General features: G+C 28.2%; 26 protein-coding genes. 22 read left to right on the top strand and 4 right to left on the bottom strand.

Translation table 11 applies throughout. The annotated features are described in order from the left end of the window. Window positions 1–220: 220 nt before the first annotated feature. The 17 genes from BT151_RS03690 to BT151_RS03610 all read left to right on the top strand — a co-directional run bounded on the left by BT151_RS03690 (window position 221) and on the right by BT151_RS03610 (window position 18,444). Entirely contained in the window at window positions 221–1,768 is a 1,548-nt protein-coding gene (locus BT151_RS03690; RefSeq protein ID WP_072400397.1) for an aldolase catalytic domain-containing protein, read from the top strand. Beyond that, on the top strand, window positions 1,765–2,493 hold the full coding sequence (locus tag BT151_RS03685) for a 3-deoxy-manno-octulosonate cytidylyltransferase (RefSeq protein ID WP_072400396.1): 729 nt from the start codon (window positions 1,765–1,767) through the stop codon (window positions 2,491–2,493). Before BT151_RS03690 ends, BT151_RS03685 begins: the two co-directional genes overlap by 4 nt. A gap of 7 nt (window positions 2,494–2,500) precedes the next feature. Further along, window positions 2,501–3,103, top strand: coding sequence for an HAD family hydrolase (locus BT151_RS03680; RefSeq protein WP_072400395.1), 603 nt, complete (start codon window positions 2,501–2,503; stop codon window positions 3,101–3,103). Window positions 3,104–3,113: 10 nt separating this feature from the next. Then, entirely contained in the window at window positions 3,114–4,391 is a 1,278-nt protein-coding gene (locus BT151_RS03675; RefSeq protein WP_262494237.1) for a flippase, read from the top strand. A gap of 7 nt (window positions 4,392–4,398) precedes the next feature. After that, entirely contained in the window at window positions 4,399–5,430 is a 1,032-nt protein-coding gene (locus tag BT151_RS03670) for a polysialyltransferase family glycosyltransferase (RefSeq protein ID WP_143144246.1), read from the top strand. Between the two features lie 13 nt (window positions 5,431–5,443). After that, window positions 5,444–6,505 (top strand): glycosyltransferase family 4 protein, encoded by a 1,062-nt coding sequence (locus BT151_RS03665; RefSeq protein WP_072400392.1) that lies wholly within the window; start codon window positions 5,444–5,446, stop codon window positions 6,503–6,505. Continuing rightward, window positions 6,495–6,674, top strand: a complete 180-nt coding sequence (locus tag BT151_RS03660; protein WP_072400391.1) for a hypothetical protein — start codon at window positions 6,495–6,497, stop codon at window positions 6,672–6,674. The genes BT151_RS03665 and BT151_RS03660 overlap by 11 nt, the downstream gene beginning before the upstream one ends. A 314-nt stretch (window positions 6,675–6,988) precedes the next feature. Then, complete coding sequence (locus BT151_RS03655; protein WP_072400390.1) at window positions 6,989–8,053, top strand: hypothetical protein; 1,065 nt, start codon at window positions 6,989–6,991, stop codon at window positions 8,051–8,053. A 331-nt stretch (window positions 8,054–8,384) separates the two neighbouring features. Beyond that, a complete protein-coding gene (locus BT151_RS03650; protein WP_245794711.1) occupies window positions 8,385–9,287 on the top strand; it encodes an O-antigen ligase family protein in 903 nt (300 codons plus the stop codon). Then, window positions 9,274–10,413, top strand: coding sequence for a glycosyltransferase (locus BT151_RS03645; protein ID WP_072400388.1), 1,140 nt, complete (start codon window positions 9,274–9,276; stop codon window positions 10,411–10,413). Before BT151_RS03650 ends, BT151_RS03645 begins: the two co-directional genes overlap by 14 nt. Before the next feature lie 72 nt (window positions 10,414–10,485). Next, window positions 10,486–11,829, top strand: a complete 1,344-nt coding sequence (locus BT151_RS03640; protein WP_072400387.1) for an exopolysaccharide biosynthesis polyprenyl glycosylphosphotransferase — start codon at window positions 10,486–10,488, stop codon at window positions 11,827–11,829. Between the two features lie 113 nt (window positions 11,830–11,942). Then, the gene (locus tag BT151_RS03635) at window positions 11,943–12,923 is read left to right on the top strand and encodes an MraY family glycosyltransferase (protein ID WP_072400386.1); all 981 of its coding nucleotides are present in this window, start codon (window positions 11,943–11,945) and stop codon (window positions 12,921–12,923) included. 3 nt (window positions 12,924–12,926) lie between these two features. Continuing rightward, complete coding sequence (locus tag BT151_RS03630) at window positions 12,927–14,069, top strand: DegT/DnrJ/EryC1/StrS family aminotransferase (RefSeq protein ID WP_072400385.1); 1,143 nt, start codon at window positions 12,927–12,929, stop codon at window positions 14,067–14,069. A gap of 22 nt (window positions 14,070–14,091) precedes the next feature. Beyond that, window positions 14,092–15,192 carry a UDP-N-acetylglucosamine 4,6-dehydratase family protein gene (locus tag BT151_RS03625; protein ID WP_072400384.1) on the top strand — a complete coding sequence of 367 codons (1,101 nt, stop codon included), beginning with the start codon at window positions 14,092–14,094 and terminating at the stop codon, window positions 15,190–15,192. A gap of 59 nt (window positions 15,193–15,251) precedes the next feature. After that, entirely contained in the window at window positions 15,252–16,238 is a 987-nt protein-coding gene (locus tag BT151_RS03620) for a UDP-glucuronic acid decarboxylase family protein (protein WP_072400383.1), read from the top strand. Between the two features lie 7 nt (window positions 16,239–16,245). After that, window positions 16,246–17,655, top strand: coding sequence for an exopolysaccharide biosynthesis polyprenyl glycosylphosphotransferase (locus tag BT151_RS03615; RefSeq protein WP_072400382.1), 1,410 nt, complete (start codon window positions 16,246–16,248; stop codon window positions 17,653–17,655). Window positions 17,656–17,661: 6 nt separating this feature from the next. Then, window positions 17,662–18,444, top strand: a complete 783-nt coding sequence (locus tag BT151_RS03610; protein ID WP_072400381.1) for a glycosyltransferase family 2 protein — start codon at window positions 17,662–17,664, stop codon at window positions 18,442–18,444. Here BT151_RS03610 and BT151_RS03605 read toward each other — a convergent pair. Next, a complete protein-coding gene (locus tag BT151_RS03605; RefSeq protein ID WP_084647851.1) occupies window positions 18,428–19,735 on the bottom strand; it encodes a phenylacetate--CoA ligase family protein in 1,308 nt (435 codons plus the stop codon). The two genes, BT151_RS03610 and BT151_RS03605, sit on opposite strands and share 17 nt — an antisense overlap. Before the next feature lie 91 nt (window positions 19,736–19,826). Here BT151_RS03605 and purD point away from each other — a divergent pair, with 91 nt between their 5' ends. Beyond that, window positions 19,827–21,098, top strand: coding sequence for a phosphoribosylamine--glycine ligase (gene purD, locus BT151_RS03600; RefSeq protein WP_072400380.1), 1,272 nt, complete (start codon window positions 19,827–19,829; stop codon window positions 21,096–21,098). Here purD and BT151_RS03595 read toward each other — a convergent pair. Beyond that, window positions 21,093–21,320 (bottom strand): DUF6341 family protein, encoded by a 228-nt coding sequence (locus BT151_RS03595; RefSeq protein WP_072400379.1) that lies wholly within the window; start codon window positions 21,318–21,320, stop codon window positions 21,093–21,095. The two genes, purD and BT151_RS03595, sit on opposite strands and share 6 nt — an antisense overlap. Window positions 21,321–21,390: 70 nt before the next feature. On the opposite strand from BT151_RS03595, the gene BT151_RS03590 reads away from it, so the two are divergent. Continuing rightward, window positions 21,391–22,314 carry a DUF6427 family protein gene (locus BT151_RS03590; protein ID WP_072400378.1) on the top strand — a complete coding sequence of 308 codons (924 nt, stop codon included), beginning with the start codon at window positions 21,391–21,393 and terminating at the stop codon, window positions 22,312–22,314. On the opposite strand, the gene upp is transcribed toward BT151_RS03590, so the two are convergent. Beyond that, window positions 22,303–22,962 (bottom strand): uracil phosphoribosyltransferase, encoded by a 660-nt coding sequence (upp, locus tag BT151_RS03585; RefSeq protein WP_072400377.1) that lies wholly within the window; start codon window positions 22,960–22,962, stop codon window positions 22,303–22,305. The two genes, BT151_RS03590 and upp, sit on opposite strands and share 12 nt — an antisense overlap. A 73-nt stretch (window positions 22,963–23,035) precedes the next feature. Between upp and BT151_RS03580 the strand changes: the two genes are divergently transcribed. Both BT151_RS03580 and BT151_RS03575 read left to right on the top strand, forming a co-directional pair. After that, window positions 23,036–23,641: a DUF4254 domain-containing protein gene (locus BT151_RS03580; RefSeq protein WP_072400376.1), complete on the top strand. Its 606-nt coding sequence runs from the start codon at window positions 23,036–23,038 to the stop codon at window positions 23,639–23,641. Between the two features lie 39 nt (window positions 23,642–23,680). After that, entirely contained in the window at window positions 23,681–24,703 is a 1,023-nt protein-coding gene (locus BT151_RS03575) for a glycosyltransferase family 9 protein (RefSeq protein ID WP_072400375.1), read from the top strand. Here BT151_RS03575 and BT151_RS03570 read toward each other — a convergent pair. Further along, entirely contained in the window at window positions 24,700–25,758 is a 1,059-nt protein-coding gene (locus tag BT151_RS03570) for a ferredoxin--NADP reductase (RefSeq protein WP_072400374.1), read from the bottom strand. The two genes, BT151_RS03575 and BT151_RS03570, sit on opposite strands and share 4 nt — an antisense overlap. A gap of 137 nt (window positions 25,759–25,895) precedes the next feature. On the opposite strand from BT151_RS03570, the gene BT151_RS03565 reads away from it, so the two are divergent. Further along, window positions 25,896–26,303, top strand: coding sequence for a DUF2059 domain-containing protein (locus BT151_RS03565; protein ID WP_072400373.1), 408 nt, complete (start codon window positions 25,896–25,898; stop codon window positions 26,301–26,303). Window positions 26,304–26,306: the final 3 nt, after the last annotated feature.

Genomic DNA, 26,306 nt, shown 5'->3' with positions numbered 1-26,306 from the left:
AGCTAGATTTAGCAGAATAAGTTTTGACAGAAAATAATTTAATAAACAAAAATCAATCTTAAAAAAAACTAACAAATATCTTACATTTGCATCATGACCAAATAATTTTTTTAATAAAGAAAACATTCTTTTGCAAGCGCTATAAGATAAGACCTCTTTAATAAGCCATAGTAGAAAAATTGTTCCATATAGATTTTTTATCTTTTTAAATTATGTTTAAATGAATTTTAAAATATTAGATTGCACTTTACGAGACGGAGGGTATTATACTAATTGGGATTTTAATGACGCACTTGTTGAAGAATATGCTTTAGCTATGGAGGCGTTACCAATTGATTATGTAGAAGTAGGATATCGCAGCCCTTCAATGAAAGGCTATTTAGGTAAATATTTTTATTGTCCGGAGTATATATTAAAGAAGCTAAAATCTTTAATGCCATCCAAAGAGCTTACTATAATTTTAAATGAAAAAGACATTACGGTTTCACATATAGAAGAAGGACTGTTGAACCCATGCAAACAATATGTGTCTACTGTTCGCATTGCTATAGATCCTAAAAACATGCAACGCGCCGTTGTGTTAGCAAAAGAGGTGAAAAAGGCAGGATTTAGTGTGGCTTTTAATGTAATGTATATGTCTAATTGGAAAGAAGACACTTCCTTTTTAGATTATTTGGAGGGCTTAGACGAGATTATCGATTATTTTTATATGGTGGACTCTTATGGAGGGGTAATGCCTGAAGATGTTAAAGAAACAATAGATTTAGTTAGAGCAAAAACTAGTATACCCTTAGGTTTTCATGGACATGATAATTTAGAAATGGCCTTAATCAATACCATTACAGCTATAGACGCTGGATGTGATATCGTTGATGCCACTATTACTGGAATGGGAAGAGGAGCAGGTAATTTAAAGACAGAATTATTACTTACTTATTTAGAAAGCGCAAAGAAACTCCCAGTTGCTTATAGAGAATTAAGTAAGGTAGTGAGTGAGTTTGAAGAGCTTCGTAAACATTATCAATGGGGTACAAGTTTACCTTATATGTTTTCAGGAGCAAAATCATTACCTCAAAAACAAGTAATGGAATGGGTTGGAATGAATCGTTACCCATTAGGAAGTATTATTAATGCTTTAAACAATCAAAAACAAGAATTGAAAGATAACTTTAGATTGCCTTTACTTGAGAAAAGTGAAAAACACAAAATAGCAGTAGTTCTTGGGGCCGGAAATACATCAAGAGAGCATAAAGTGGCGGTCCAAAAGTTTATTGAGAAGGTAGGAAAAAAAACTTGTTTAGTTCATGCGGGAGCCCGTAATGTGTCAGAGTATTTAGATGTAAACTGTGATCAATATTACAGTTTAGTAGGTTTTGAAAGTGATAAATTGTTAAGACAAATTGGAGATTTTTCCAAGGTAACCCAAGTATGTGTGTACCCACCGTTTCCTAGACGTATGGGGACTATTATACCAGAAGACATTAAGGCGGTTTCAAAAGAAGTTAGTGCAATTGCTTTTACAGATGCTACTTCAGATTCCCCAATGGCATTAGCTATTCAAACGGCACTTGATTTAGGAGCTAAACAAATTTACTTAGTTGGCTTCGATGGGTATGATATAAATATTAATCACAACCAGTTTGTAATTGCACATGAAAATCAGCAAGTTATTGATGCAGCTGTATCTATAGATGGAGTTTCTGTAAAAACATTTACTCCAACAAAATATAAAAATTTGGACATTATTTCTTTATACAGCTTGTTATGAGAAAAATTGGAATTATTCCAGCTAGGTACAAATCATCTCGATTTCCAGGAAAACCTTTAGTAAAAATAGCGGGTATTCCTATGATTATAAGGGTTGCAGAAATTGTTTCTGAAGCTTTAGGTAAAGAGAATACCTATGTTGCCACTGAAGATGACAGAATAAAAGAGGTTGTAGAAAAGCATGGTTTTAATGTCATAATGACATCAGAAAGCTGCTTAACCGGAACAGACAGAGTGTGGGAGGTGGCACAAAAAATTGATGCTGATGTTTATTTAAATATTCAAGGAGATGAGCCTTTACTTAATCCATTAGATATTTTGAAAATCGCCAAAGAGAAAGAGAATTTCCCAAACTATGTTATTAATGGAATGATTGATATAGGGCCAGATGAGGATCCAAATAATATTAATTTACCTAAAGTTTTAGTGAATAATAAAAATGAATTAATATATATGTCAAGATTGCCTATTCCAGGAATAAAGGATTTATCTAAAGGGAGACCCATTTATAAGAAACAAGTTTGTATATACGCATTCAACTATGAAGAACTAAAGAGTTTTGGCGAATCGAGTGAAAAGGCTGCATATGAAAACTATGAAGATATAGAAATTTTACGTTTTTTCGACTTTTTAATTCCTATAAAAATGGTTGAAACATCTAGCAGCTCTTTAGCAGTAGATGTTTTTGAAGATGTAAAAAAAGTAGAAATGGCGATTTTGAAATAAAACTATAATGATAAAAAATATATTATGGGATTTTGATGGAGTCATTTTAGATTCTATGAAAGTTAGAGATTTTGGCTTTAGAGAAATTTTCAAAGATTTTTCATCTAATCAAGTAGATAATTTAATAGCTTTCCATAGACTTAACGGAGGTTTGTCAAGATATGTTAAGATTCAATATTTTTATGAGACGATTTTAGAAAAGCCTATTACACAAATAGAAATTTCCAGCTATGCAAACCGGTTCTCTAAAATAATGAGAGATACTCTAACTGATAAAAAGAACTTGATAAAAGAGAGTGTTTCTTTTATAGATAAAAATTATAAAAACTATAATTTTCATATTGTTTCTGGTTCCGATCAAGAGGAACTTCGGTTTTTATGTAATGAATTAAATTTATCAGACTTTTTTATTTCAATTCATGGTTCTCCAACCGCAAAAAACATATTGGTAAAGGAATTATTAAATCAAGAAAAATATTCTTTAGAAGAAACCTGTTTAATAGGGGATTCTTTTAATGATTATGAAGCCGCAAAAATTAATAAAATTAATTTTTTAGCTTTTAATAACCCTGATTTAGATAAATACAATTCAATAAAACCGTTTTATTAGATAACATAGATTGAATATTTTCAATAAATTAAAGAACAAATATATAAATAACTCTTTCTGGATGTTATTTGAACAGGGAATTAAAATGTTCTCTGGTGTATTTGTTGCTATTTTTATTGCTCGCCATTTTGGACCAACTTATTTTGGAGTATTAAATTATATTATTGCATTTGTTGCTGTGTTCATTCCTTTCACTCAACTTGGAATGTCTTTGATTTTGGTCAGAGAACTTGTTGAAAGTCCTAAACAAAGAAAGGAAATTTTATCTACAGCTTTTTATTTAATTTTTGTCTTTTCAATTTTAATTATTATAATTCTCAACACCCTTAACTTTTTGTTTAATAAAGGAGGTGAAATAAAATACTTTATTACATTGTATTCTTTTGGTTTAATATTTAAATGTTTTGATATTATTGATTATAATTTTCAATCACAATTAAAAGCAAAAAGTTCCTCTCAAGCTAAGTCTATTTCTGTTTTATTATCATCGTTTTTAAAATTGATTATAATTTATTTAGACGCTCCATTTAAGTATTTAATTTACACTTTTTTTTTAGATCTTGTTTTTTTAGCTCTTTTTCTTATAATATATCATTGGCAAAAAAAGCAGTCTAATTTCTTGTTTGGATTTAAACTGAGTATGGCAAAAAAACTTCTTAAATCTTCTTGGCCAATTGTGTTATCTACATTATCAGTAATTTTATATATGAAAACGGATCAGTTAATGATTCAATATTTTTTAGGAGATAAAGCTTTGGGCTTGTATTCTTCGGCGGTAAGGCTTTATGATGGATATACAGCCATAATATTTACGTTAACAATTTCTATTTTACCATTAGTTTTAAAATTTAAGAATTCTTCAAATGAAGAATACCAAAATTTGTTCATCAAATTTTTTAGATATCTTTTTTGGGGTAGTAATTTAGTAGCATTAATTGTAATGATATTTAGTACATCTATTATTGAATTACTATATGGAAAAGAGTTTGTAGGTGCAGAAAAGGTTTTATCTATAGTTTTTTGGACAACAAGTTTTGCGGCTATTGGCTCTTTAACTAGCCGATATCTTATTGTAGAAAAAATGGAAAAGAAAATATTTTTTAGAACATTTATAGCCCTATGTTTTAATGTTATAATGAACATTTTCTTTATTCCAAAATTTGGAATTGAAGGCGCAGCATCAGCAACATTAATATCCTTAATTATAGGAAACTATGCAATTGATTTTTTGGACAAGGATTTGGAATTATTAAGAAGAATGAAAACAAAAGCAATTTTTTTAAGTTAAAAAGTTAATGTATAAAAAGAAACATGTTTTTTATGTCCATAGTCATATAACCTATTATATTTCTATGGCAATAATTAATGAAATTAAAATATCAGAAAGTGAAGTTTTATTCATTAAGTCAAGAGCTTATGAAAATAATTCGTTAGATAATTCAAAATGTATTGACATAACTGATATCCATGATAGCATTGATAAAATAGGAAAACTAGATTTTTTTAAGACATACAAGTATATTAAAAAACTAGATAATTTAATTGATAGCAAAATCCCAAATATTGATTTTTCAGTTTACTTACCAATGGTTAGGCATAAAGCGATGCAAATTATAGCATCAAATAAAAACTGTAAGCAAATCAATATAATAGAAGAAGGAGTAATAGCGTATTCTAAATATTTTATGCATTTTAAGGAGAAAAATGTATTATTAGCTATTGGTAAATATATTGTAAATAATTTTTTAAATATTGGAAGAGGTAGGTTTTACTTTATAAAGCCTTTTGATATAAGAAAGTTTATTAAGAAAAATCAGCCCATATTTTATACAGTTTCAAACCAAGGCTTTAAGGGACTTCCTTTTAAAATAAAAAAAATTGAACTCATATCTGATAAAAATTTTTCTTTTGAATTGAAAGGAAACATTGTTATGGTTTTAGAAGGAGCTGTTGAACAAGGAAACCTTGGATTAGAAACATTTATTTCTTCAATTGAAGAAATGCTTAGAGTAAATACACAAAATGATAAAAAAATTTCTATAAAATTTCATCCAGCTCAATCAGATACGAATAAAGAAAAAATCATAAATTCATGCAAGAAACTTGGCATAAAACCTCAAAACATACCTAATCATGTATCTTTCGAGCAATTGGCGTTAAAAAATAAAAATTTATTAGTTTTAGGGTTTTCTACTTCTTTATTGTTTTATGCTAGGGAATTAGGATGCAAGGTGATATCTTATGAATATTTATTACTTAAAGACCCTCTTTTTATTAAATATCGAGCAGAAAATAATTTTGACTTACAAAATCTGTTAAAAAACTAAAAGTAAATAATATATGATTTTGATTTTATCTTTAGGAAGAACAGGTAGTTTGCCTATTTATGCTGAAAATATTGTAAAAAATTTTAAAATTTTAAATCACGAATTTTATGCTTCTAAATTCAGAGTAAATAAGCATAAGCATAACTTTTCAATTAAAGAAACAATAACTTATAGAGGTAAATTATCATTTGTTATTAATACTATTTTTGTTTTGCCAGTATTAATAATAAAATTGCTTCCAAAGATAGTTAGAACTTATGATGTTCTGTATTTGCCTTACAAACACTTTTGGGATTTACCTTTTATTTTTTTATTTAAAACATTCCATAAAAAGGTAATATTTACGGCACATGATGGTATTTTACACAAAGGTGAGAGAAATTGGTTTACTCAATTAATGAATAATTATAGATTAAAGCATGCAGATGAAGTTATTTTTCTTACTAATTATGCGCGAAATAATGTTGTTAAAGAGTTAGGAATTAATCCTGCTTATGAAATTATACCCCATCCAATTATTAACAATAATTATGTAAAAATTAAAGGCAATTCACAAACAAAAAATTTACTTTTTTTAGGTAGAATTGATAAGTATAAAGGAGTAGAACTTTTATTAGAATCAGTATTAGAAATTGAAGATGATTTTGAAAAATTAATAATTGCGGGTAAAAGCCAATATGATATTAAGTATAAAGCACATGAAAAAATAGAAGTTCAAGATAAATATCTTTCTGAAAAAGAAATAGGTGAATTACTAACTTGGGCAGATGTTTTAGTAATACCGTATACAGAAGCTACACAGTCTGGTGTAATATCCCTAGGTATTTATGCAGAGCTACCAATGGTGTGTACAAAGGTTGGGGGCTTAAAGGAGCAATTATTAGAAGATGAGTGTTTTTGGTGTGAACCAAATAAAGAGTCAATAGCAGAGGCAATATCAAAAAGTTTGAGCGATATTGATAAAAGAAAAAATATAGCAGCAAAATTAAAGAAAAAAAAGAGTCTTTTATCATGGAAAATAATTTCTTTAAAGCTGGAAAATAATATCATCCAAATAAAAAATTATGGCTCATAAACATTTAAAGGGTTTAAATACACTTAGATTTTTCGCTACTTTTTTAGTAATTATTTATCACGGGAAGCATCATTTAAACAATATGGGGATTCCATTTGGAGATGGATTTAAAATTTTAGACCAAGGTAAAACCGCTGTCGACTTCTTTTTGTATTATCAGGTTTTTTAATTACCTATTTAGTATTTTATAATGGTAGTGTTTTTGAGCTTGATAAAGCACTAAAATATAATTTACCTTAAAAAAAGGTGAACTATATGAGTTTTAAAAGTTAGAATAGGCTAAAATTAATGGACAGAAAAATTATTAAAAAGAATAAGTTAGGTTTAATTCCTAGAGATAATGACAAAATTTTTTAAATTCTATAATTGCTTTAAATGAAAAAATCAAGAAACTTAATAGGAAGATTAGTTAGCTTTTTTCGAAAATGTTAATTTAGATCTAAAAAAAGTAAGTTATTCTAAACATTCTATCTATATCACCAAATGAAGTTGTTAATTTCTAAATCAAATTTTGCGTTTTTTCTTTTAGCAATCTCAGGATTACTTTTCTCTGTGTTTTCATATTATATACTACCCGAAAAATATTTTTGGGATTCAAATACTATAATAAATAATGATCATGGTTTTACTGGTTTAATGGGTAGTTTTCCATTCAGTATTTGGTTTTATAAAGTTACTGGTTTGAAATATCTGTCCAGAGAAATTATTGCGATTATTCAATATTCAATATTAGTATATTTATTATATAAAATAGGCATTTCAAAAGACTTGCATAAGTTTCTTTTAAAAAATATTATTATTTATTTAATGTTTTTAATGTTGGCTATTTATGTTGCTGTTCCCTCAAAAGAATTTATAAATTATATATATATATCATTTATTGTTTTTTTTGTAATTAAGCGAAAAACAAATATTGGCAAAACAATATTTATTTCTATTTTTCTCATGATTTTTTTCTCATGGTTTTTTAGACCTTATTATTTTATAATTGCCATCATAGCTTTTTTTATGTATATAATGAGCTATATTAAAATTAAGAATTATAAAACCGCTACAATTCTTTATGGTTTATTGCTTTTAATTTTTATTTCATTAAGTTATGGTGTTATAAAAGGGGAATTTATTTCTGAGCAAACAAGAGATGTTGTAAATAATTCGAGAATGGGAGAAGATTATGCAAAAACCATTATCAAACCTCCCTTAGAGAATGATACTTGGTATGGAGAATCAATTAGTGTAATTCATGGTTTTTTCTCAGTTAATTTACCTGTAAATGGTTTAAGACACTTTTTGTCACCACAAATAGTTATTTTTATATTATGGCAGCTTATATTATTTTACATTTTAATTAGAAAATATGAAAAATCCATAAGGGAAGGTAAAAGAAATAATTATGAATTATGGCTATTTTATATTTTGTTTTCTTATTTTATAGTTCAAGGTGTTTTTGAACCAGATCTTGGTTCCGCACTAAGACATAAAGCGAGTGTGTTTCCAATAATTTATTATTTATTAAATTATGAATCTTTCAGAAAAAAAGCAAAATAACATATTTATAATATTAATTTGTTTGATTGCCTCAACAATTATTTTTAGAGAGTTCAGTACTGGTCTGATTATATTATTTGCGTTATTTAATGTTTTTTTTTTTAAAAAAACTCATTTTAAAAAAAGGGATATAGTTTTCATTTTAATAATAGCCAGCCCTTTTCTCCTAGACATTCTATTCTTTTGGAATAATGACAGTTTTTTTTTAGGTTTAAAATCTGCAGAAAAAAGATTTTCTCTAATTTTATTTCCAATAATTTTAGTTGGTCATTATAAAAAGATTAACTTAAAAATGTTATTAAAGTGCTATGTATTAATAACAACAATTTTATTGACAATATTATTTTGTAGGTATATTATTTTAAACACTAATGATTTTTTAAAATATGCTAATGGAATTGATCTTTGGGAAATAGGTTATCACTTTGCAAATAGTTTTGGCACTCATGCTCCTGCTTTAAATATGCATGTTAGTTTTGCGGCTCTTGCGGCCTTATATATGTTATTTAAAGATAGTAAGCATTATTACTTTCTACTTTATTTAATTCTATTCTTTTTTGTTTTATATATAAACACAAGAATAGCTATTGTTAACTGCATAGTCTGTTCTTTACTTATTTTAGTTCTAGAGTTCTTTAAAAAGAAAAAACAATTAAAGGAAATTTTCAAAGGCATTTTAGTTCTTGGAGTAGCTCTTTTTATTTGTTTAAGTTTATTTACGTTGGCATTTCCTAGGGTAATAGAAAAATTCACAACGGATAGTTTTTCAAATATGGATAAAATTGGTAGAATAGATGAGCTAGAAAAACCAGAGACAAAGCACGGTAGCTTAGTTATGAGACTAAGTATATGGAAAGCATCATTAGAATTAGCAAAGGAGAATTTATGGATTGGCTATGGCGCATCAGATTCTAAACGAGAACTTGTTAATTATTTTGAAAAAACAAATCAAAAGCATTTAGCAAAATGGAAATTTCCAGTCCATAATCAGTATATTGATTTTTTATTAAAATTTGGTATTTTTGGAAGTATTGTAGTAATTGTTTTTGTGTTATTTATAGGTTATCTAGGTCTAAAATTAGAAAGCTCAATAATTATATGTTTTTTTATAATTTTCTTTGTTTCCAATTTAACAGATGATTTTTTAATACGATACGATGGGATTATTTTTAGCGGCCTTTGGGCATCAATTTTCGCAAACCAACTTAAATTTAAATTAATTGAAAAAAATTAAAATAGCACATGTTCTTCATTCAATAGGTGGTGTTGAAGTATATTTAGATTTAGTAATAAAAAATATTGATTCAAATACAATTGAAAACATTATAATTCATGGTGAAAAGGAAAAAGTTAAAGAATATTTCAACATTTCTAAACAACCTGTAAAACAGTTTTTTATTCCAATTAAAAGAGAAATTAATGTTATTAATGATATAAGATGTATATATCAAACAATAAAAATTCTTAAAAAAGAAAAACCAAATATAATTCACGCACATAGCGCTAAAGGAGGTATAATTGCAAGGATTGCATCTTTGTTTTATAAAGTAAATGTATTACATACGCCTCACGCCTACTCATATTTAAGTTCAAATTCTCAAATTAAAAGATTTATATTTTTAAAAATTGAAAAAATTTTTAAAAATTTTAATTCTATTTTATTAGCAACATCAGAATCTGAATTAAATAGAGGTATTAAGGAGGTTGGTTATTCAGTATCTCGAGCGTTGTTATTTAATAATTCTATTAAACCTATTTTAGCAAAAGAAAAAAACACAAGTATTATATCATCTTTGCCTGAAAATTATATTTGTACTGTTGGAAGACCATCTTATCAAAAAAACATTGAGATGATGGTTAAAATAATTAAAGAAGTAAAGAAAACAATTCCAGATATACATTTAGTTGTTATGGGATTAGGGGTGGTTAGTCCCAACACAGAAAATGTTAAGAGGTTAATAGTTGAATATAAATTAGAAGAAAACACTACTTTAATAGAATGGATCGAACGAGAAAAAATATTTGATATAGTTAAAAATTCAAAATTTTATATATCAACAGCACGCTATGAAGGGCTTCCTTACGCTATAATTGAAAGTTTAGCTTTAAAGAAATCATTAATAGCATCAGATTGTGATGGGAACAAGGACCTTGTTAAAAATAATTATAATGGGTACCTTATTAATATAAATGAAATTGACCTGTTTGTTGAAAAAGTAATTGAGTTATATAATAACACAGAGCTTAGAGAGAAATTTGAAAATAATTCTTTTATTTTTTTTGAAGAAAACTTTAATTTAAATATTAATATAAAGTGTTTAGAGAAAATTTATATAAAGTATAGTAACCTAAATAAGTAAATTATAATTAACTTAAAAGGCAATGATAAACTAGAAGATCTATCTTTAGCTAAAAAAACATTAAATTATTATATGGTATCAAAAGGAGGACATGCTAAATTAATAAGGCCATTACTTTACATATTAGACTTATTCATAATATCTTTTTCAGCCTATTTTTTTTTAACAAGTAAAATAATAGATTTAGTCTTTTTTATAATTTTTTGGATATTTCTTTCAATTTTTTTCTCTTTTTACAAAGTTTATAGATTTACAAAAATCATTAAAATAGTCTCTTTGCTTACAAGCCAGTGTTTTGTATTTCTTTTATTGATTTTTTCTTACTTATACATAAAGCATATAGATATTAGTCATAATCTTGTATTTAAGTTTTCAATTAATCTATATTTTGTTTTTATACTTTGGAGAATTATACTTCACATTATTTTTAAAAAGTACAGAATAATTACAGGAAGCAATTATAAACAAGTTATAATAATTGGCGCAAATGAATCAACACAAAAACTTGAAAAATTTTTTAAAAATGAACCAGGGTTTGGATATAAATTTATGGGACTTTTTACAAATGATGAAAGCACTAATAAATCAGGAAACATATTAGATAGTTTCAATTATATACTTGAAAATAATATAGATGAAATTTATTGCTCTGTTAAAGAGTTAAGTAATAAGCAAATTAAAAGATATATAGAGTTTTGTGATGTAAATGTTAAAACTCTAAAATTTATACCAGATAATAAAGAGTTGTACAGTAAGAATTTTTACTTAAATTATTACGATATAACACCAATCCTTTCTCTAAGAGAAATTCCGTTAGACGATCCGTTAAACAGTGTTATTAAAAGAGTATTTGATGTTTTGTTTTCAGGAATTATTATAATTTTTGTATTGTCTTGGTTAATTCCAATTTTAGGGTTGATTATAATTTTGGAGAGTAAAGGGCCTATCTTTTTCCAACAAAACCGACCAGGAATTAAAGAAAAAGGGTTTGGATGTTATAAATTTCGCTCTATGACTATAAATTCTAGTTCTGAAATTTCGGCTACAAGGAATGATTCAAGGATTACAAAAGTGGGGAGATTCATAAGAAGAACTAGCATTGACGAGTTACCTCAATTTTTTAATGTTTTTTTTGGATCTATGTCAGTAGTGGGACCTCGCCCTCATTTATGGCGTCAAAATGAGATTTACGGCCCTAAAGTGCCTAAATATATGGTAAGGCATTTTGTGAAACCAGGGGTAACAGGTCTTGCTCAAGTACGTGGTTATAGGGGTGAAATAGAAACTAAAGAAGATATTGTAAATAGAACTAAGTATGATATTTTTTATATTGAAAACTGGTCTCTAATATTAGATTTAGGAATAATTTTTCAAACAGTTTTAAACGTATTTAAAGGCGAGGAAAAAGCATACTAATAACTTCCCTAAAGCTGTCACAAAAGGAAAGATATTATTTTAAACATGAAAAGGCATTACCACTTGTTTTTAAGGTTTTAATCTAAGCCGTAAATCTATTTATATAAAAAGGAATGATCATTTTTATAATAATCTTTATAGTTCTATTCTTAGTTGAAATTTTTTATATAAAGTATGCATCATTAAAGGGTATTGAAGATCATTCAAATAACAGAAATAGTCATCTTATTTCTACTGTAAGAGGGGGTGGTATTATTTTTCTCCCCGCTCTTTTTCTTTTTTTCTTTTTTTTCTATGAACAAGTCGATAAGGTTTTAGGCTACTTTATTATAGCGACGATAATAATTGCTGTTGTTAGCTTTATTGATGATTGTAAAACTACAAAACCAATAATTAGAATAATTTTTCAATTTATTTCAGCTACTATAGTGCTTTTTACTTTTGACATATTTGATAATGGTTTTGTAAAGGTGATTTCAAGTGTTTTTTTTACTTATATATTGATATTAGGCTATTCGAATATTTATAATTTTATGGACGGTATAAATGGAATGACTTTTTTAAATTCCCTCTGCAGTTATATTACTTTGTATCTAATAAACACATTTTTAATTCATTTTACGAATAGTAACCTACTGTTAATTTTTATTATTTCTACAGTAGTTTTTGGTTATTTTAATTTTAGGAAAAGACCAAAATGTTTTGCAGGAGACGTGGGTAGCATAACCATAGGGTTTACAATTCTGTTTTTTACTTTAAAATTATTTGTAGCTACTAAAAACCCTTTAGTCTTTTTAATTTTAGGAATTTATGCGTTAGATGGCGGTTGGACAATTATAGAAAGGTTATATAGAAAAGAAAACATTTTTAAATCACACCTTAGGCATTTATACGAGCTTTATGCTAATCAAATAAAAATTCCACATTTAGCAATTGCTGCAGCATACTTTATTTTACAATTAGGCTTAAACGCCATTGTTTATTATTCAATTAAAATCAATTTTAACAACATAATCAGTTTTATTATACTTTCTGTGTTCCTATCTTTAGTATATTACTTCATTAAAACGAAAACATACAAAAAGATAAAATAAGAAATGAAGCAAATTAAACTATCTTCTGTTCATGTTGGTGGCAACGAAATAAAATATATTGAGAGGGCAATAAACAAAGGAGAAGTTTCAAATTATGGTGAAAATCTTGATAGATTTGAAAAGCAGTTAGAAGTGTTTTTTTTAAAAAAATCAAAAATAGCACTTTTAAACTCTGGCACGTCAGCAATTCACATAGCTTTAATTCATTTAGGAGTTAAATCAGGTGATGAGGTTATTTGTCAAAGTTTCACATTTTCCGCCTCGGCAAATCCAATAGTTTATCAAGGAGCAATACCTGTTTTTGTTGATAGTGAAAATGAAACTTGGAATATGTGCCCACTTCATTTAGAAAAAGCCCTAAAAGATAGAGTATCTAAAGGAAAACGACCTAAGGCTATTATTTTAGTCCATTCCTATGGGATGCCTGCAAAAATGGATGAGCTAATTTCAATATCGTTAAAATATAATATCCCAATTATAGAAGATGCCGCAGAAGCATTAGGTTCAACATATAATGAGCAAAAATGTGGAACATTTGGTGATTATGGAATAATATCATTTAATGGAAATAAAATTATAACTACTTCTGGAGGAGGAGCTTTAATTTGTAAAACAAGTAAGCTAAGAGAAAGAACGCTTTTTTTATCAACTCAAGCAAGAGACTCTGCGCCTTACTACCAACATAGTGAAATAGGCTATAATTATAGCATGAGTAATATAGCTGCTGGGATTGGTAGGGCTCAAATGGAAGTTTTAGATAATTACATTGCCTTAAGGCGAGATGCAAATAGGTTTTATCAAGAATTTTTTAAAAAAATTAGTGGTATAAAAGTTTTTAAAAGCCCTAATTCTAGTTTTATTTCAAATCATTGGTTAAGTTGTGTTTTAATAGATAAAACTAAAGTTGGATTTAATAATGAAGACCTAAGATTGGAACTGTTAAAATATAATATTGAGACAAAATTATTATGGAAACCAATGCACATGCAACCTGTATTTAAAGATTACCCATATTATGGTTCAAACATTTGTAATAATTTGTTTAAAACAGGGTTATGTTTACCATCAGGGTCCAATTTAACTCAAGATGAAAAAAAAAGAATTGAAGAAGTTATAACCCAATTTATTTTCGATAAGAATAAATAGATTTTTATAAAGCATTAAGTTTTTGGTAAAGCATAACATTGAAATAGAGGATTTAATAGGGCAAAGCTCGATTTGTACAGACTGTAGTAATACTTCACAACTAATTGAAGGTAAAACTATATTTGTTACTGGAGGAGCAGGGTCAATAGGTTCTGAAATAGTTCTTCAAATAGGAAAATATAATCCTAAAAAGGTTGTAGTGATTGATCAATCGGAAACAGCTATTCACAACCTTTCACTTATAATAGAGAAGGAATATAATTCGCTTAACTTTTATCCTGTAGTTGGAGATATTAGGAGTAAAAAAACACTTAAACATCTATTCAAAAAGTTCAAACCAGATATTGTTTATCATTGTGCGGCATATAAACACGTTCCTATTATGGAGAATAACCCATCTGAGGCTGTATTAGTTAATATTATGGGGACTAAAATTTTAGCCGACTTGTCGGTTAAATATAAAACAGAGCGCTTTGTATTGATTTCAACAGATAAAGCCGTTAACCCAAGTAGTGTTATGGGGGCTACAAAGCGCATTGCAGAGATGTATTTACAATTTTTATATAATTCTTCAAACAAAAAAGATAGGACAAAATTTATTACAACAAGATTTGGAAATGTTTTAGGGTCAAATGGATCGGTGTTCTTTTTATTTAAGAAACAAATTGAAGAAGGTGGTCCAATAACCATTACACATCCAGATATTACAAGATATTTTATAACTATTCCAGAGGCTAGCCAGTTGGTAATTGAGGCTAGCTCAATGGGAACAAACAATGAAACCTACATTTTCAATATGGGTAAGGCGATAAAGATAATTGATTTTGCCAAAAAAATGATTCACTTATCAGGGTTCATTCCTGAAAAGGATATTGAAATTAAACTAATAGGTTTACGTCTAGGAGAAAAATTATTCGAAGAACTTTTAAATAGTAAATCGACTACAAGTTCGACTTCTCATAAAAAAATAATGCTTGTTAAAGAAAATAATGATAAATTTGATTATGCAGAAAAAGAAATAGATGAAATAATTGAGGCTGCAAAAGAATATAAATCTAATAAAATTGTCAAGAAAATTAAGAAGCTGGTTCCAGAATATAAAAGTTTAAATTCTTATTACTAAAAAGGGATATATAATTTTCTTTATAAAATTTTAATGTAAATAACATAAACCAAATAATAATGAAAAAAATATTAATCACAGGCGCAGCAGGCTTTTTAGGATCTCATTTATGTGATCGTTTTATAAAAGAAGGCTATAAAGTTATTGGAATGGATAATTTTATTACTGGAGATAAAAAAAACATTGAACATTTGTTAAATAATTCAAATTTTGAATTTATTGATCATGATGTTACCGAATATATAAAATTTGAAGGAAGTCTTGATTATATATTACACTTTGCATCACCTGCAAGTCCTATAGATTATTTGAAAATCCCAATTCAAACACTAAAAGTAGGATCTTTAGGAACGCATAATTTATTAGGTTTAGCAAAAGCCAAAAATTCGAGAATGCTTATAGCATCAACATCAGAAATATACGGGGATCCATTAGTGCATCCTCAAACCGAAGATTATTATGGTAATGTAAACACCATTGGACCACGTGGAGTTTATGATGAAGCAAAAAGATTCCAAGAATCCATTACTATGGCATATCACAGATTTCATGGTGTTGAAACAAGAATTGTACGTATTTTTAACACCTATGGACCAAGAATGAGACTTAATGATGGTAGGGTAATTCCTGCTTTTATGGGGCAGGCACTTCGCGGAGAAGATTTAACTGTTTTTGGAGATGGTTCTCAAACACGTTCGTTTTGTTATGTAGACGATGAAGTTGAGGGTATTTACAGATTACTATTAAGTGATTATGCTGAACCAGTAAATATTGGAAACCCACATGAGATAACTATTAAAGATTTTGCTGAAGAAATCATAAAACTAACAGGTACTACTCAAAAAATAATTTATAAAGATTTGCCTGTTAACGATCCAATGCAAAGACAACCTGATATCAGTCTTGCTAAGAAATTACTTGGATGGGAACCAAAAGTAGGAAGAGAAGAAGGAATGAAAATAACGTTTGAATATTTTAAAAATCTAACAGAAGAAGAACTTCATAAAAGTGAGCATAAAGATTTCACAGGATTTATTAATAAATAACTAGCTCGTGGAATATACGCGAGGTAGATATTCATGGCTATTAAGACCTCTACTAATTATATATGATCTTTTTGTAATAAATTTTTTCGCGTTTTATTTATTAAATTTTAATGAGGAAAACTTATATTTTTTCTCAACAGATTTATTCAATAACAAACACTTACTTTACGTATTTTATTCGTTAATATTTTGGCTAATTTCTACTCTTTTATTAAAATTTTATCGTGTTTATAGATACACTTTTTTAATAAATATCTTATCGCTTTTATTTAAACAATTTTTTGTTTATGCTATAGCCGTATTTGCGTTTGTAGGTTTTTTTAGAAGTATTAATGTTCAGGCTATTTTTATTCTAAAGTATTTAGTTTATTCATTTATGGCTATAGCCAGTATTAAAATACTTAGTTTTTTTATTCTAAAAACTTTTCGTTCTTACCTTCAAGGGAATTTAAGAAATGTTATAATTGTTGGTAGCGGACAAAGTATTGAAGAACTCAAAAATATTTTTACAAAAAAGAAAGAGTTAGGTTATAATTTAAAAGCTGTTTTTAGTAATTCTGAAGATAAAAATAAAACAGGAACAATTAAAGATAGTTTTGAGTTTTTAAAAGAAAATAAACAAATAGATGAGATTTATTGTGCCATTGATGAGTTAACAGAAAAACAAGTTAATGAGTATGTTAAGTATGCTAATATGAATCATTGCAACATCAAATTTGTTCCAAACACAAAGAAACTTTTTACTAAACGCCTTCAAACAGATTATTACATGTATCTTCCTGTATTATCTATTCAAGAAGTAGCGTTAAATAATGATTTCAATAAGCCTTTAAAACGAGCTTTTGATATTTTCTTCTCTTTATTCATAATAATTTTTGTTCTATCATGGCTTTCTTTAATTTTATTTATTTTCATTAAAATAGAATCTAAAGGGCCATTATTTTATAGACACAAAAGAAATGGAATTAATTATAAAGAGTTTTATTGCTATAAGTATAGATCATTAAGTATTACTAAAGAAATTGAAGGTACTTATGTAAAGCAAAAGGATGTTCGTGTAACAAGAGTTGGGAAATTTTTGCGTAAAACAAGTATTGATGAGTTACCACAATTTATAAATGTTTTAAAAGGAGAAATGAGCGTTGTTGGGCCTAGACCCCATATGTTGTCTTATACCGATGATTATTCAAAGAAAATTGATAAATACAATTTCATTTTCAGGCATAATACTAAACCAGGAATTACTGGTTTAGCTCAAATAAAAGGATATCGAGGAGAAATTGAAAAAGATAAAGATATTATAAACCGTGTAAAGTATGATGTTTTTTATATTGAAAACTGGTCCCTATTACTAGATATAAAAATTATTATACAAACAGTTATTAATATTTTAAAAGGAGAAGAAAAAGCTTATTGATTTAATATGTTAAGACCTTTAATTTCTATTATAATGCCATTGTTTAATTCTGAAGCCTATGTTTTAGAATCCATAAATAGTGTCATTAACCAAACATATGAAAACTGGGAGTTAATATTAATTGATGACGCTTCTACAGATAATACAATTAATACAATTAAAGATTTTATTCTCAAGAATGAGAATATAAAATTACTTACAAATAAAGTCAATTTAGGAGCAGCTCTTACAAGAAATAAAGGTATTGACGCCTCTATTGGAGACTATATTGCTTTTTTAGATCCAGATGATTTGTGGAAACCTCAAAAATTAGAAAAACAACTTGTTTTTATGAGTAAACAAAATTGCGATGTATGTTATTGTAGTTATGAGTTAATAAATCAAAAAGGGGATAGCATCAATAAAACGGTTTTAGCGTTAAACGAGTTATCATTTAGCAAATTATTAAAAAGTAATTATATTGGTAATTTAACAGGCATCTATAATGTTGGCGTTTTAGGCAAAATAAAGTCTCCTAATTTACGTAAACGACAAGATTGGGCTCTGTGGTTAAAGGCACTAAAAATGTCGGGAAAACCCGCCAAAGGTATTCAGGAGTCGCTAGCATATTATCGTGTCCATAAAAATTCAATATCTTCAAATAAATTTAAGCTTATTAAGTATAATTATTGGGTTTATAAAAAAGGTTTAAAATTCTCTTCAATTAAATCCTTATATTTTATGCTTATATTTTTAAAAGAACATTTTTTTATAAAACCACATCAAATAATTTCTACAAATAAGATTTAAACTGTTTTAGTTTTCCACTTTTGGCACGATTTAAAATAGTTTCTCTCTTAAAAATAATATTCAAATTAGGCTCTAAATATTTGGTAATAGCTTTTTTTATAGCTTTTACCTGAGTATCACCAAGTATATTATTACTTACATAACTAATTTTAAAAGCATCTAGTTTAAGTTGTTCAATAATAAATTCTTTTACATTTCCATCATTTTCAATAACGGTTTTGGTAACATAGTAAAATGTTAAACCTGCTGCTTTTTTTCCACTTGGTAATATTACAATATCGTTTGTTCTACCTATTAATTTTTCTAGGATTAGCTTTTCTGGCGTGCTTAATTTAGAGAAGGTTCCTATATCGCCTAAGTCATATCTAATAAAAGGGTGCGCTTTGTTATATAGTGATGTAACAACAATTCTACCCTCTTTACCGTATGGCAAAACTGTGTCATTTTCATCTAAAATTTCAACAAATAAATCTTCATTATTTATTAGCCATTCATCTTCTTTATTTTGAAAAGCAATTAAACCTAATTCTGCTGCACCATATTCATTAATAATTGGAACACCAAGATATGTCTTTAATAGAGTTTTATCTGCTTCAAAAAGCATTTCAGAAGTTACAATACAGGCTTTAATAGAAGGGCAAATGGTTTTTAAAACAACTTTTTTTTGTTGTAAAAATTTAGCAAACTGTACAATAGCACTGGTATATCCATATATATAATTAAACTTTGAGTCTTTAAATTTTTCTAGATTTTTTTCACATTTATTATAACTTAAATCAAAAACAGAAAATCTATAGCGTTTACCTAATATGTCTTTAAAACGTTCCTTGTAGTAGCTTGATGTATTTAGTGGAATTCCATAAAACCTAGCTTGTTTAGATGAGTTAAAATCTAAATTAAATAGACTATATCTGTTAATAAAAACGGCCCATGTAAGAGCATGACAAAATTTATCTTTAGCGAAATAAAAAGGATTTCCAGAAGAACCAGATGTTTTATTTACATAAATTTTTCTTTGGCTAAAGCCAATAGTAAGGCGTTGCTCTAAAGGCTGCTGTAAATCCTGTTTAGTCATAACAGGAATACTATTCCAATCTAAGAGATTTGCATTTTTAGCAAAGTTTTTATAAAACGAATTATGCTTTAAATGAAAAGCAACAATTTCTTGTTTTTTAGTTTCGACATAAGTGTTAAACTCTTTATCATTTTTATTCTGAATACTTTTCAAAACCCGCTTAGCTTTATTAATAGAAAAGCCATTTAATTTTAAAGAAAGGTCGAATAGATTCAAAATGAAGATAATTTTTGTAAAGTAAATAAAAAATATTCGTGAAATGGTGGCATTAATTTTATTTTTGCACTTCAATAAAATGAACAAATACATGAATATCTTAATTCTTGGCTCTGGCGGAAGAGAACATACATTTGCTTGGAAAATAGCTCAAAGCTCAAAATGCAACCAATTATTTGTAGCGCCAGGAAACTCGGGGACAGCAGAAATAGCAACTAATGTAAATATTGGTGTTACCAATTTTACAGCTATTAAAGAGTTAGTTTTAGATAAAGCTATAGATATGGTTGTTGTCGGACCTGAAGACCCATTAGTTCAAGGCGTACACGATTATTTTTTAAATGATGATGCTATTAAACACGTATCTGTTATTGGGCCACAAAAAGCCGCAGCAGAATTAGAAGGAAGTAAGGAATTCGCCAAAGAGTTTTTATATCGTCATAATATTCCAACAGCAGCTTATGAGAGTTTTACAAAAGAAACAGTAGAAAAAGGCTATGTTTTTTTAGAAACTTTAAATGCGCCATATGTTTTAAAAGCAGATGGATTAGCGGCTGGTAAAGGTGTTGTTATATTAAATGATTTAGATGAAGCAAAAGCCGAATTAAAAAGCATGTTGGTTGATGCTAAATTTGGAGAGGCAAGCACGAAAGTTGTTATTGAAGAGTTCTTAGACGGTATTGAATTAAGTTGTTTTGTATTAACTGATGGTGAAAACTATAAAATTTTACCAACAGCAAAAGATTATAAGCGAATTGGAGAAGGAGATACGGGTTTAAATACAGGAGGAATGGGAGCGGTTTCTCCAGTGCCTTTTGCAACCGATGAATTTCTTAACAAAATAGAAGAACGTATTGTAAAACCAACTATTGCTGGCTTTAAAAAGGATAATTTACCTTATGTTGGTTTTGTTTTTATCGGACTTATTAAAGTTGGTGACGATCCAAAAGTAATTGAGTACAATGTACGTATGGGCGATCCAGAAACAGAAGTAGTTTTACCGAGACTAAAGAATGATTTTGTAGAAATTCTACAAGCAATGGCTAATGGAACTTTAGATAAAATTGATATTGAAATTGACGAACGTGCTGCAACAACAATTATGCTTGTTTCAGGAGGTTATCCAGAAGCTTATGAAAAAGGTAAGGAAATAACAGGCATTAAAAACATTGAAGACTCAATTCCTTTTCACGCAGGAGCTCAAATTAAAGACGGGAAAATTGTAACCTCTGGCGGTCGTGTTATGGCTATAACATCATACGGAAATACGTACCAAGAGGCCATAAAAAAATCTTATCAAAATATAGAAAAACTACACTTTGATAAGATGAATTATCGTAAAGATATTGGATTCGATTTATAAATAAGAGTGGGCAGAAACGCTTTTATTCTCTTCGTTATTGTCGTTAAATATTTTTAGTTGCAACATCCAATATACCATGGCAACAAAACCAATGATGATAAATATCCAAGAAATAGTGTTGGCAGCAAACCAGTTTTCCAATTCCAAAGCTCTTAAAGCATCATATGGAGCAAAAAGGACATTAACAAACAAATCTTGTATAGCGTATAAGAAATCTTTCATGAGATATTTTATTATTTTATAACCGTATTATAGTTACTATATTTACAAAGCAAAAATACAAAAACAGTTAATGATTACAAGTATTTTTAATAAATCTAAATCAATAAATTTTATCATCGTTTTTTTTATCGCATTTTTAGCTTTTATTATTGCTAAAAAAAGTGTAGCAAATGAAGCGGTTAGTTTTGGTTTTATTGTAAAACAAATAGGAGTGCTTTTTATAATTTATGCCTCTATTTTGCTTTTAAATTTTATTTTAAGTAAAAACAGTTTAACTAAAAAAAACAATTATGAAATGTTATTATTTAGCCTGTTTTTGCTTTTCATTACGCAAACCACAAGCTATACAAATGTAATTGTTTCAAACTTTTTTGTGCTATTAGGGCTTAGGAGAATAATTAGCTTACAGTCTCAAAAAAATGTAAAAAAGAAGCTTTTTGATGCCTCATCATGGATTGCTATTGCCGCTCTATTTTATTTTTGGTCTTTTCTTTTTTTTGCGTTAATATTAATTGCACTTATTTTATATGCCGACAATAATATTAGACATTGGATTATACCTTTTCTAGGAGTTCTCACCGTTTTTGCTATTTCAGTAAGTGCATCTATTCTTTTGTACGATAATTATTTTGAATTGATTGACACATCTTTTCAAATAAGTTATGATTTTACTAATTACAATTCAACAAAATATCTTGTAGCCATAACACTGCTTTTGTCCTTTGGTGTTTGGTCTTCAATTTTTTATTTAAAAAACATAAAAAAGAAAAAAAAAGTATCAAGGGCCTCATTCAAAATTATCATTATTGCTGCTATCATAGCTTTTTTAATTGTGATACATGTGCCTACAAAAAACGGCAGTGAGTTTTTATTTTTATTTGCGCCATTAGCAATAATTATTACCAATTATATTGAGGTTATTCAAGAAAAGTGGTTTAAAGAAGTGTTTTTTTCAATATTAATTATAACACCTTTTATACTGTTATTGCTGTAGTTTTTCACCAAAAGCTAAGTCGCCAGCATCTCCAAGTCCAGGGATAATATATCCTTTGTCATTTAGTTTTTCGTCAACAGTGGCAATCCATAAATGGACATTGTCATCAAAATGGGTATTAACAAAATCAACACCTTCTTGAGCTCCAATAATACTAATTAAATGAACTTCTTTAGGCTTTCCAAATGGTTTTAAAGCCTCAAAAGTCGCTACCATAGATTGCCCTGTTGCTAGCATAGGATCAGCTAAAATAAGCGTTTTGTTTTCTAAATTTGGGCATGCTAAATATTCAACAATAATTTCAAAACTTTCAGGATCATGTTTGTGATGGCGATATGCTGAAATAAAAGCATTTTCAGCAGTATCAAAATAATTTAATAAGCCGTTATGTAATGGTACTCCTGCTCTTAAGATGGAACATAAAACAATATCATTATTTGACAAATTTATATCGCAGAGACCTAAAGGCGTTTTTATGTTTTTAGATTTATAATTTAGAGTTTTACTCATTTCATACCCCAATATTTCACCTATACGCTCAACATTTCTTCTAAAACGCATGCTGTCTTTTTGTATGTTTTCGCTTCTTATTTCTGAAATAAATGTATTTAAAATAGAGTTTTGCTGAGAAATGTTATGAATATGCATAGTTTGTAGTGGGTTTTTCAATGGTAAAGTTAATTAAATATGAAGTATATTTGCACATCAAATTTAATACAACATGTTTACAAGTAAAGCCAACAAAATATTTCAAGACGTTATTGAAAAATATCACATTATAAACACTGTAGATCAGCCTTTTGAAAATGAGTATACTGAAAGTGATTTATTAGAACATTTATTATACAGAAAATGTTGGATTGATACCGTACAATGGCATTATGAAGATATTATTAGAGATCCACAAATAGATCCTGTTGCAGCCTTAACTTTGAAGCGTCAAATTGATGCTTCAAACCAAGACAGAACGGATATGGTTGAATATATTGATAGTTATTTTCTTGAAAAATATAATGAAGTTTCACCAAAAAAAGATGCAACTATTAATACCGAAAGTCCAGCTTGGGGTGTGGATAGATTATCTATTTTAGCTTTGAAAATTTACCATATGAATGAAGAGGCAACTCGTAAAGATGCTTCAGATTCACATAGAGAAGCTTGTCAAAAAAAACTAGATATTTTATTAGAACAACGTGTAGATTTATCTACTGCAATTGACACTCTTTTAAGTGATATTGAAAAAGGGGATAAATACATGAAAGTTTACAAACAAATGAAAATGTATAATGATGATGAGTTAAACCCAGTACTACGTTCTCAAAAATAAAATTCCTGTGAAAACAGGAATCTCACTTTAAAAGTCGAGATGCCAAAACAGCCCAAACATATATTAGTCATTCGTCTTTCAGCAATGGGAGACGTGGCTATGACAGTCCCAGTTTTACGGGTGTTCACTCAACTGTATCCTGAAATAAAAATCACGGTTTTAACACGTGCTTTTTTTACACCTTTTTTTAGAAATCTGGATAATGTTGAGGTCTTTTCTGCAGAAGTAAAAGGAAAACACAAAGGCGTTTATGGGATTTATAAATTAGCGAAAGAACTTAATAAAAGCAATAATTTTTATGCTGTTGCCGATTTACATAATGTTTTAAGAAGTAAGATTTTAAAGCAGTTTTTAAAATATAAACACTTTATTTCTATAGATAAAGGTAGAAAAGAAAAACACCTTTTAACTTCAGGCGAAATATTTGAGCCATTAAAAACAACACACCAACGGTATGCTGATGTTTTTGAGGCACTAGGTTATCCTTTAACTTTATTAAACCCTAGTTTTCCAGACAAGGCCATTTTGAATGAGAAAACTCAAAAGATTATAGGTAACGATTCACGAAAATGTATTGGAATTGCTCCTTTTGCTGCTCATGAAGGCAAAATGTATCCTTTAGATGCTATGAAGGCTGTTGTTGAAAAGCTCTCAAAAGAACATAAAGTGATTTTGTTTGGCGGAGGAAAAACAGAAACAGAAACATTAAATAGTTTTGCAAACAATATAGATAACGTTATAAATATTTCTGGAAAATTGTCATTGGATGAAGAACTAGATGTTATCTCAAACTTAGATGTTATGCTTTCTATGGATTCTGGAAATGCACATATTGCTGCAATGCTAGGAATAAAAGTAATTACCATTTGGGGTGTAACACATCCTTTTGCTGGGTTTGCACCATTTAATCAACCAGAAGATTACGCGTTGCTTCCTGATAGAAAAAAATTCCCTTTAATACCAACTTCTGTTTATGGTAATAAATATCCAGAAAATTATAAAGAAGTATCAAGAAGTATTTCTCCTGAAATTATTATTGAAAAAATAAAGTCTGTTATTTAAACATCATCATAATCAACAACAATATTAGGTGTTGTTGGGTGTGCTTGACAGGTTAAGATTAAGCCTTCTGCAACCTCATTTTCTGTTAAAATATTGTTTTGTCTCATAGTTGCTTCACCTTCTTTTACACGAGCTAAACAGCTACTGCAAATACCACCTTGACAAGAATATGGTGCATCTAAATCTTCGTCTAAAGCCGCTTCAAGAATGGTTTGCTTTTGAGACATTTCAAAAGTTGTGGTTTCATCATCAACAGTAATAGTGATTTTCGTTTTTCCACTGGCTACATTTCCTATTTCCTCAACTTCATCAATTTTTGAAGCTTTAAAAAGTTCAAAATGAATTCGACTTTCATCAATATCATGCTCGGTTAAAACATCCTTAACAGTATGAATCATTGCTTCAGGACCACAAAGGTAAAAGGCATCAACTTCAACATGCTTGTATTTGTTTTTCATCACATAGTTAACCGTACTTTTTTCAATTCTACCAAAAATAGCATCATTTTCATCTTGTTGGCTAAAAACAAATTGAATTGAAAAACGATCTTTATATTGGTGATGAAGCTCTAAAAGCTCATTAAAAAACATGGTGTCTGCAGTTGTTTTGTTCCCATAAACTAAAATAACTTTACTATGAACTTCTTCTTCTAAAGCACATTTCACAATACTTAAAACAGGTGTAATACCACTACCCGCTACAAAAGCAGCAATGTTTTTTGTTTTAGAATCGTTGGGTTCAAAAATAAAACGCCCTTTTGGAGAGGCTACTTCTAACATATCTCCAACTTTTAAAGTTTTATTAGCATATGCAGAAAAAGTTCCATCAACAACTTCTTTTATAGCAATTTTTAGTTCACCGCTTTTTGGAGAAGCACATAGCGAGTAATCACGTCTTACCTCGCTACCATCAATAATAGTTTTTAAAGTTATGTATTGACCAGCCTTAAATTTAAAAGTGTCTTTTAAGTTTTCTGGAATATTAAAAGAAATACTAATGGATTTATCAGTTAGTCTATCTATAGACTTAATTGCGAGTTTGTGAAATGATGACATGTAAAATTATTTTTAACAAAAATAGTGAAGTTGTTTTTCAAATTTTAACTTTGTTTGTAACAATTACCGTAAAAAGTTTACCAACAGGTAGAAATAAGTGAATAAAATCATAAACATTAACCACAAAAATAATCAACATGAAAAAAGTTTTATTAGCATGCCTATTCGTTTTAGCAATTTCTACTCAAGTTATAGCTCAAGAAAATTCAGAATTTAAAAAAGAAACTGTTGAGTTTTTAAAACTCACTGGTGCAGGAACTGCATTTGAAAGCGCTATTGATCAAATAGGAGCTATGGTATCGACCGAAAATAAAGAAGCTTATACTAAAGAGGCCAATGGCACCTTAGTTGGTTTATACGATAAAATGGCAGAATTATATATGACAGAATTTACAGAAAGTGAGATACAAGAGTTAGTGGTTTTTTATAATACCGATTTAGGAAAGAAACTAGCTGAAAAACAACTAGGGTTAACTCAAAAAGCTATGATGTTTGGACAATCTTGGGGAATGGAAGTTCAGGCTATTGCTCAAAAATATAATTAAAAA

It is taken from the genome of Flaviramulus basaltis (genome assembly GCF_900114265.1).
Classification (GTDB): Bacteria; Bacteroidota; Bacteroidia; order Flavobacteriales; family Flavobacteriaceae; genus Flaviramulus; species Flaviramulus basaltis.
This window is presented reverse-complemented; position numbering and strand designations above follow the sequence as displayed.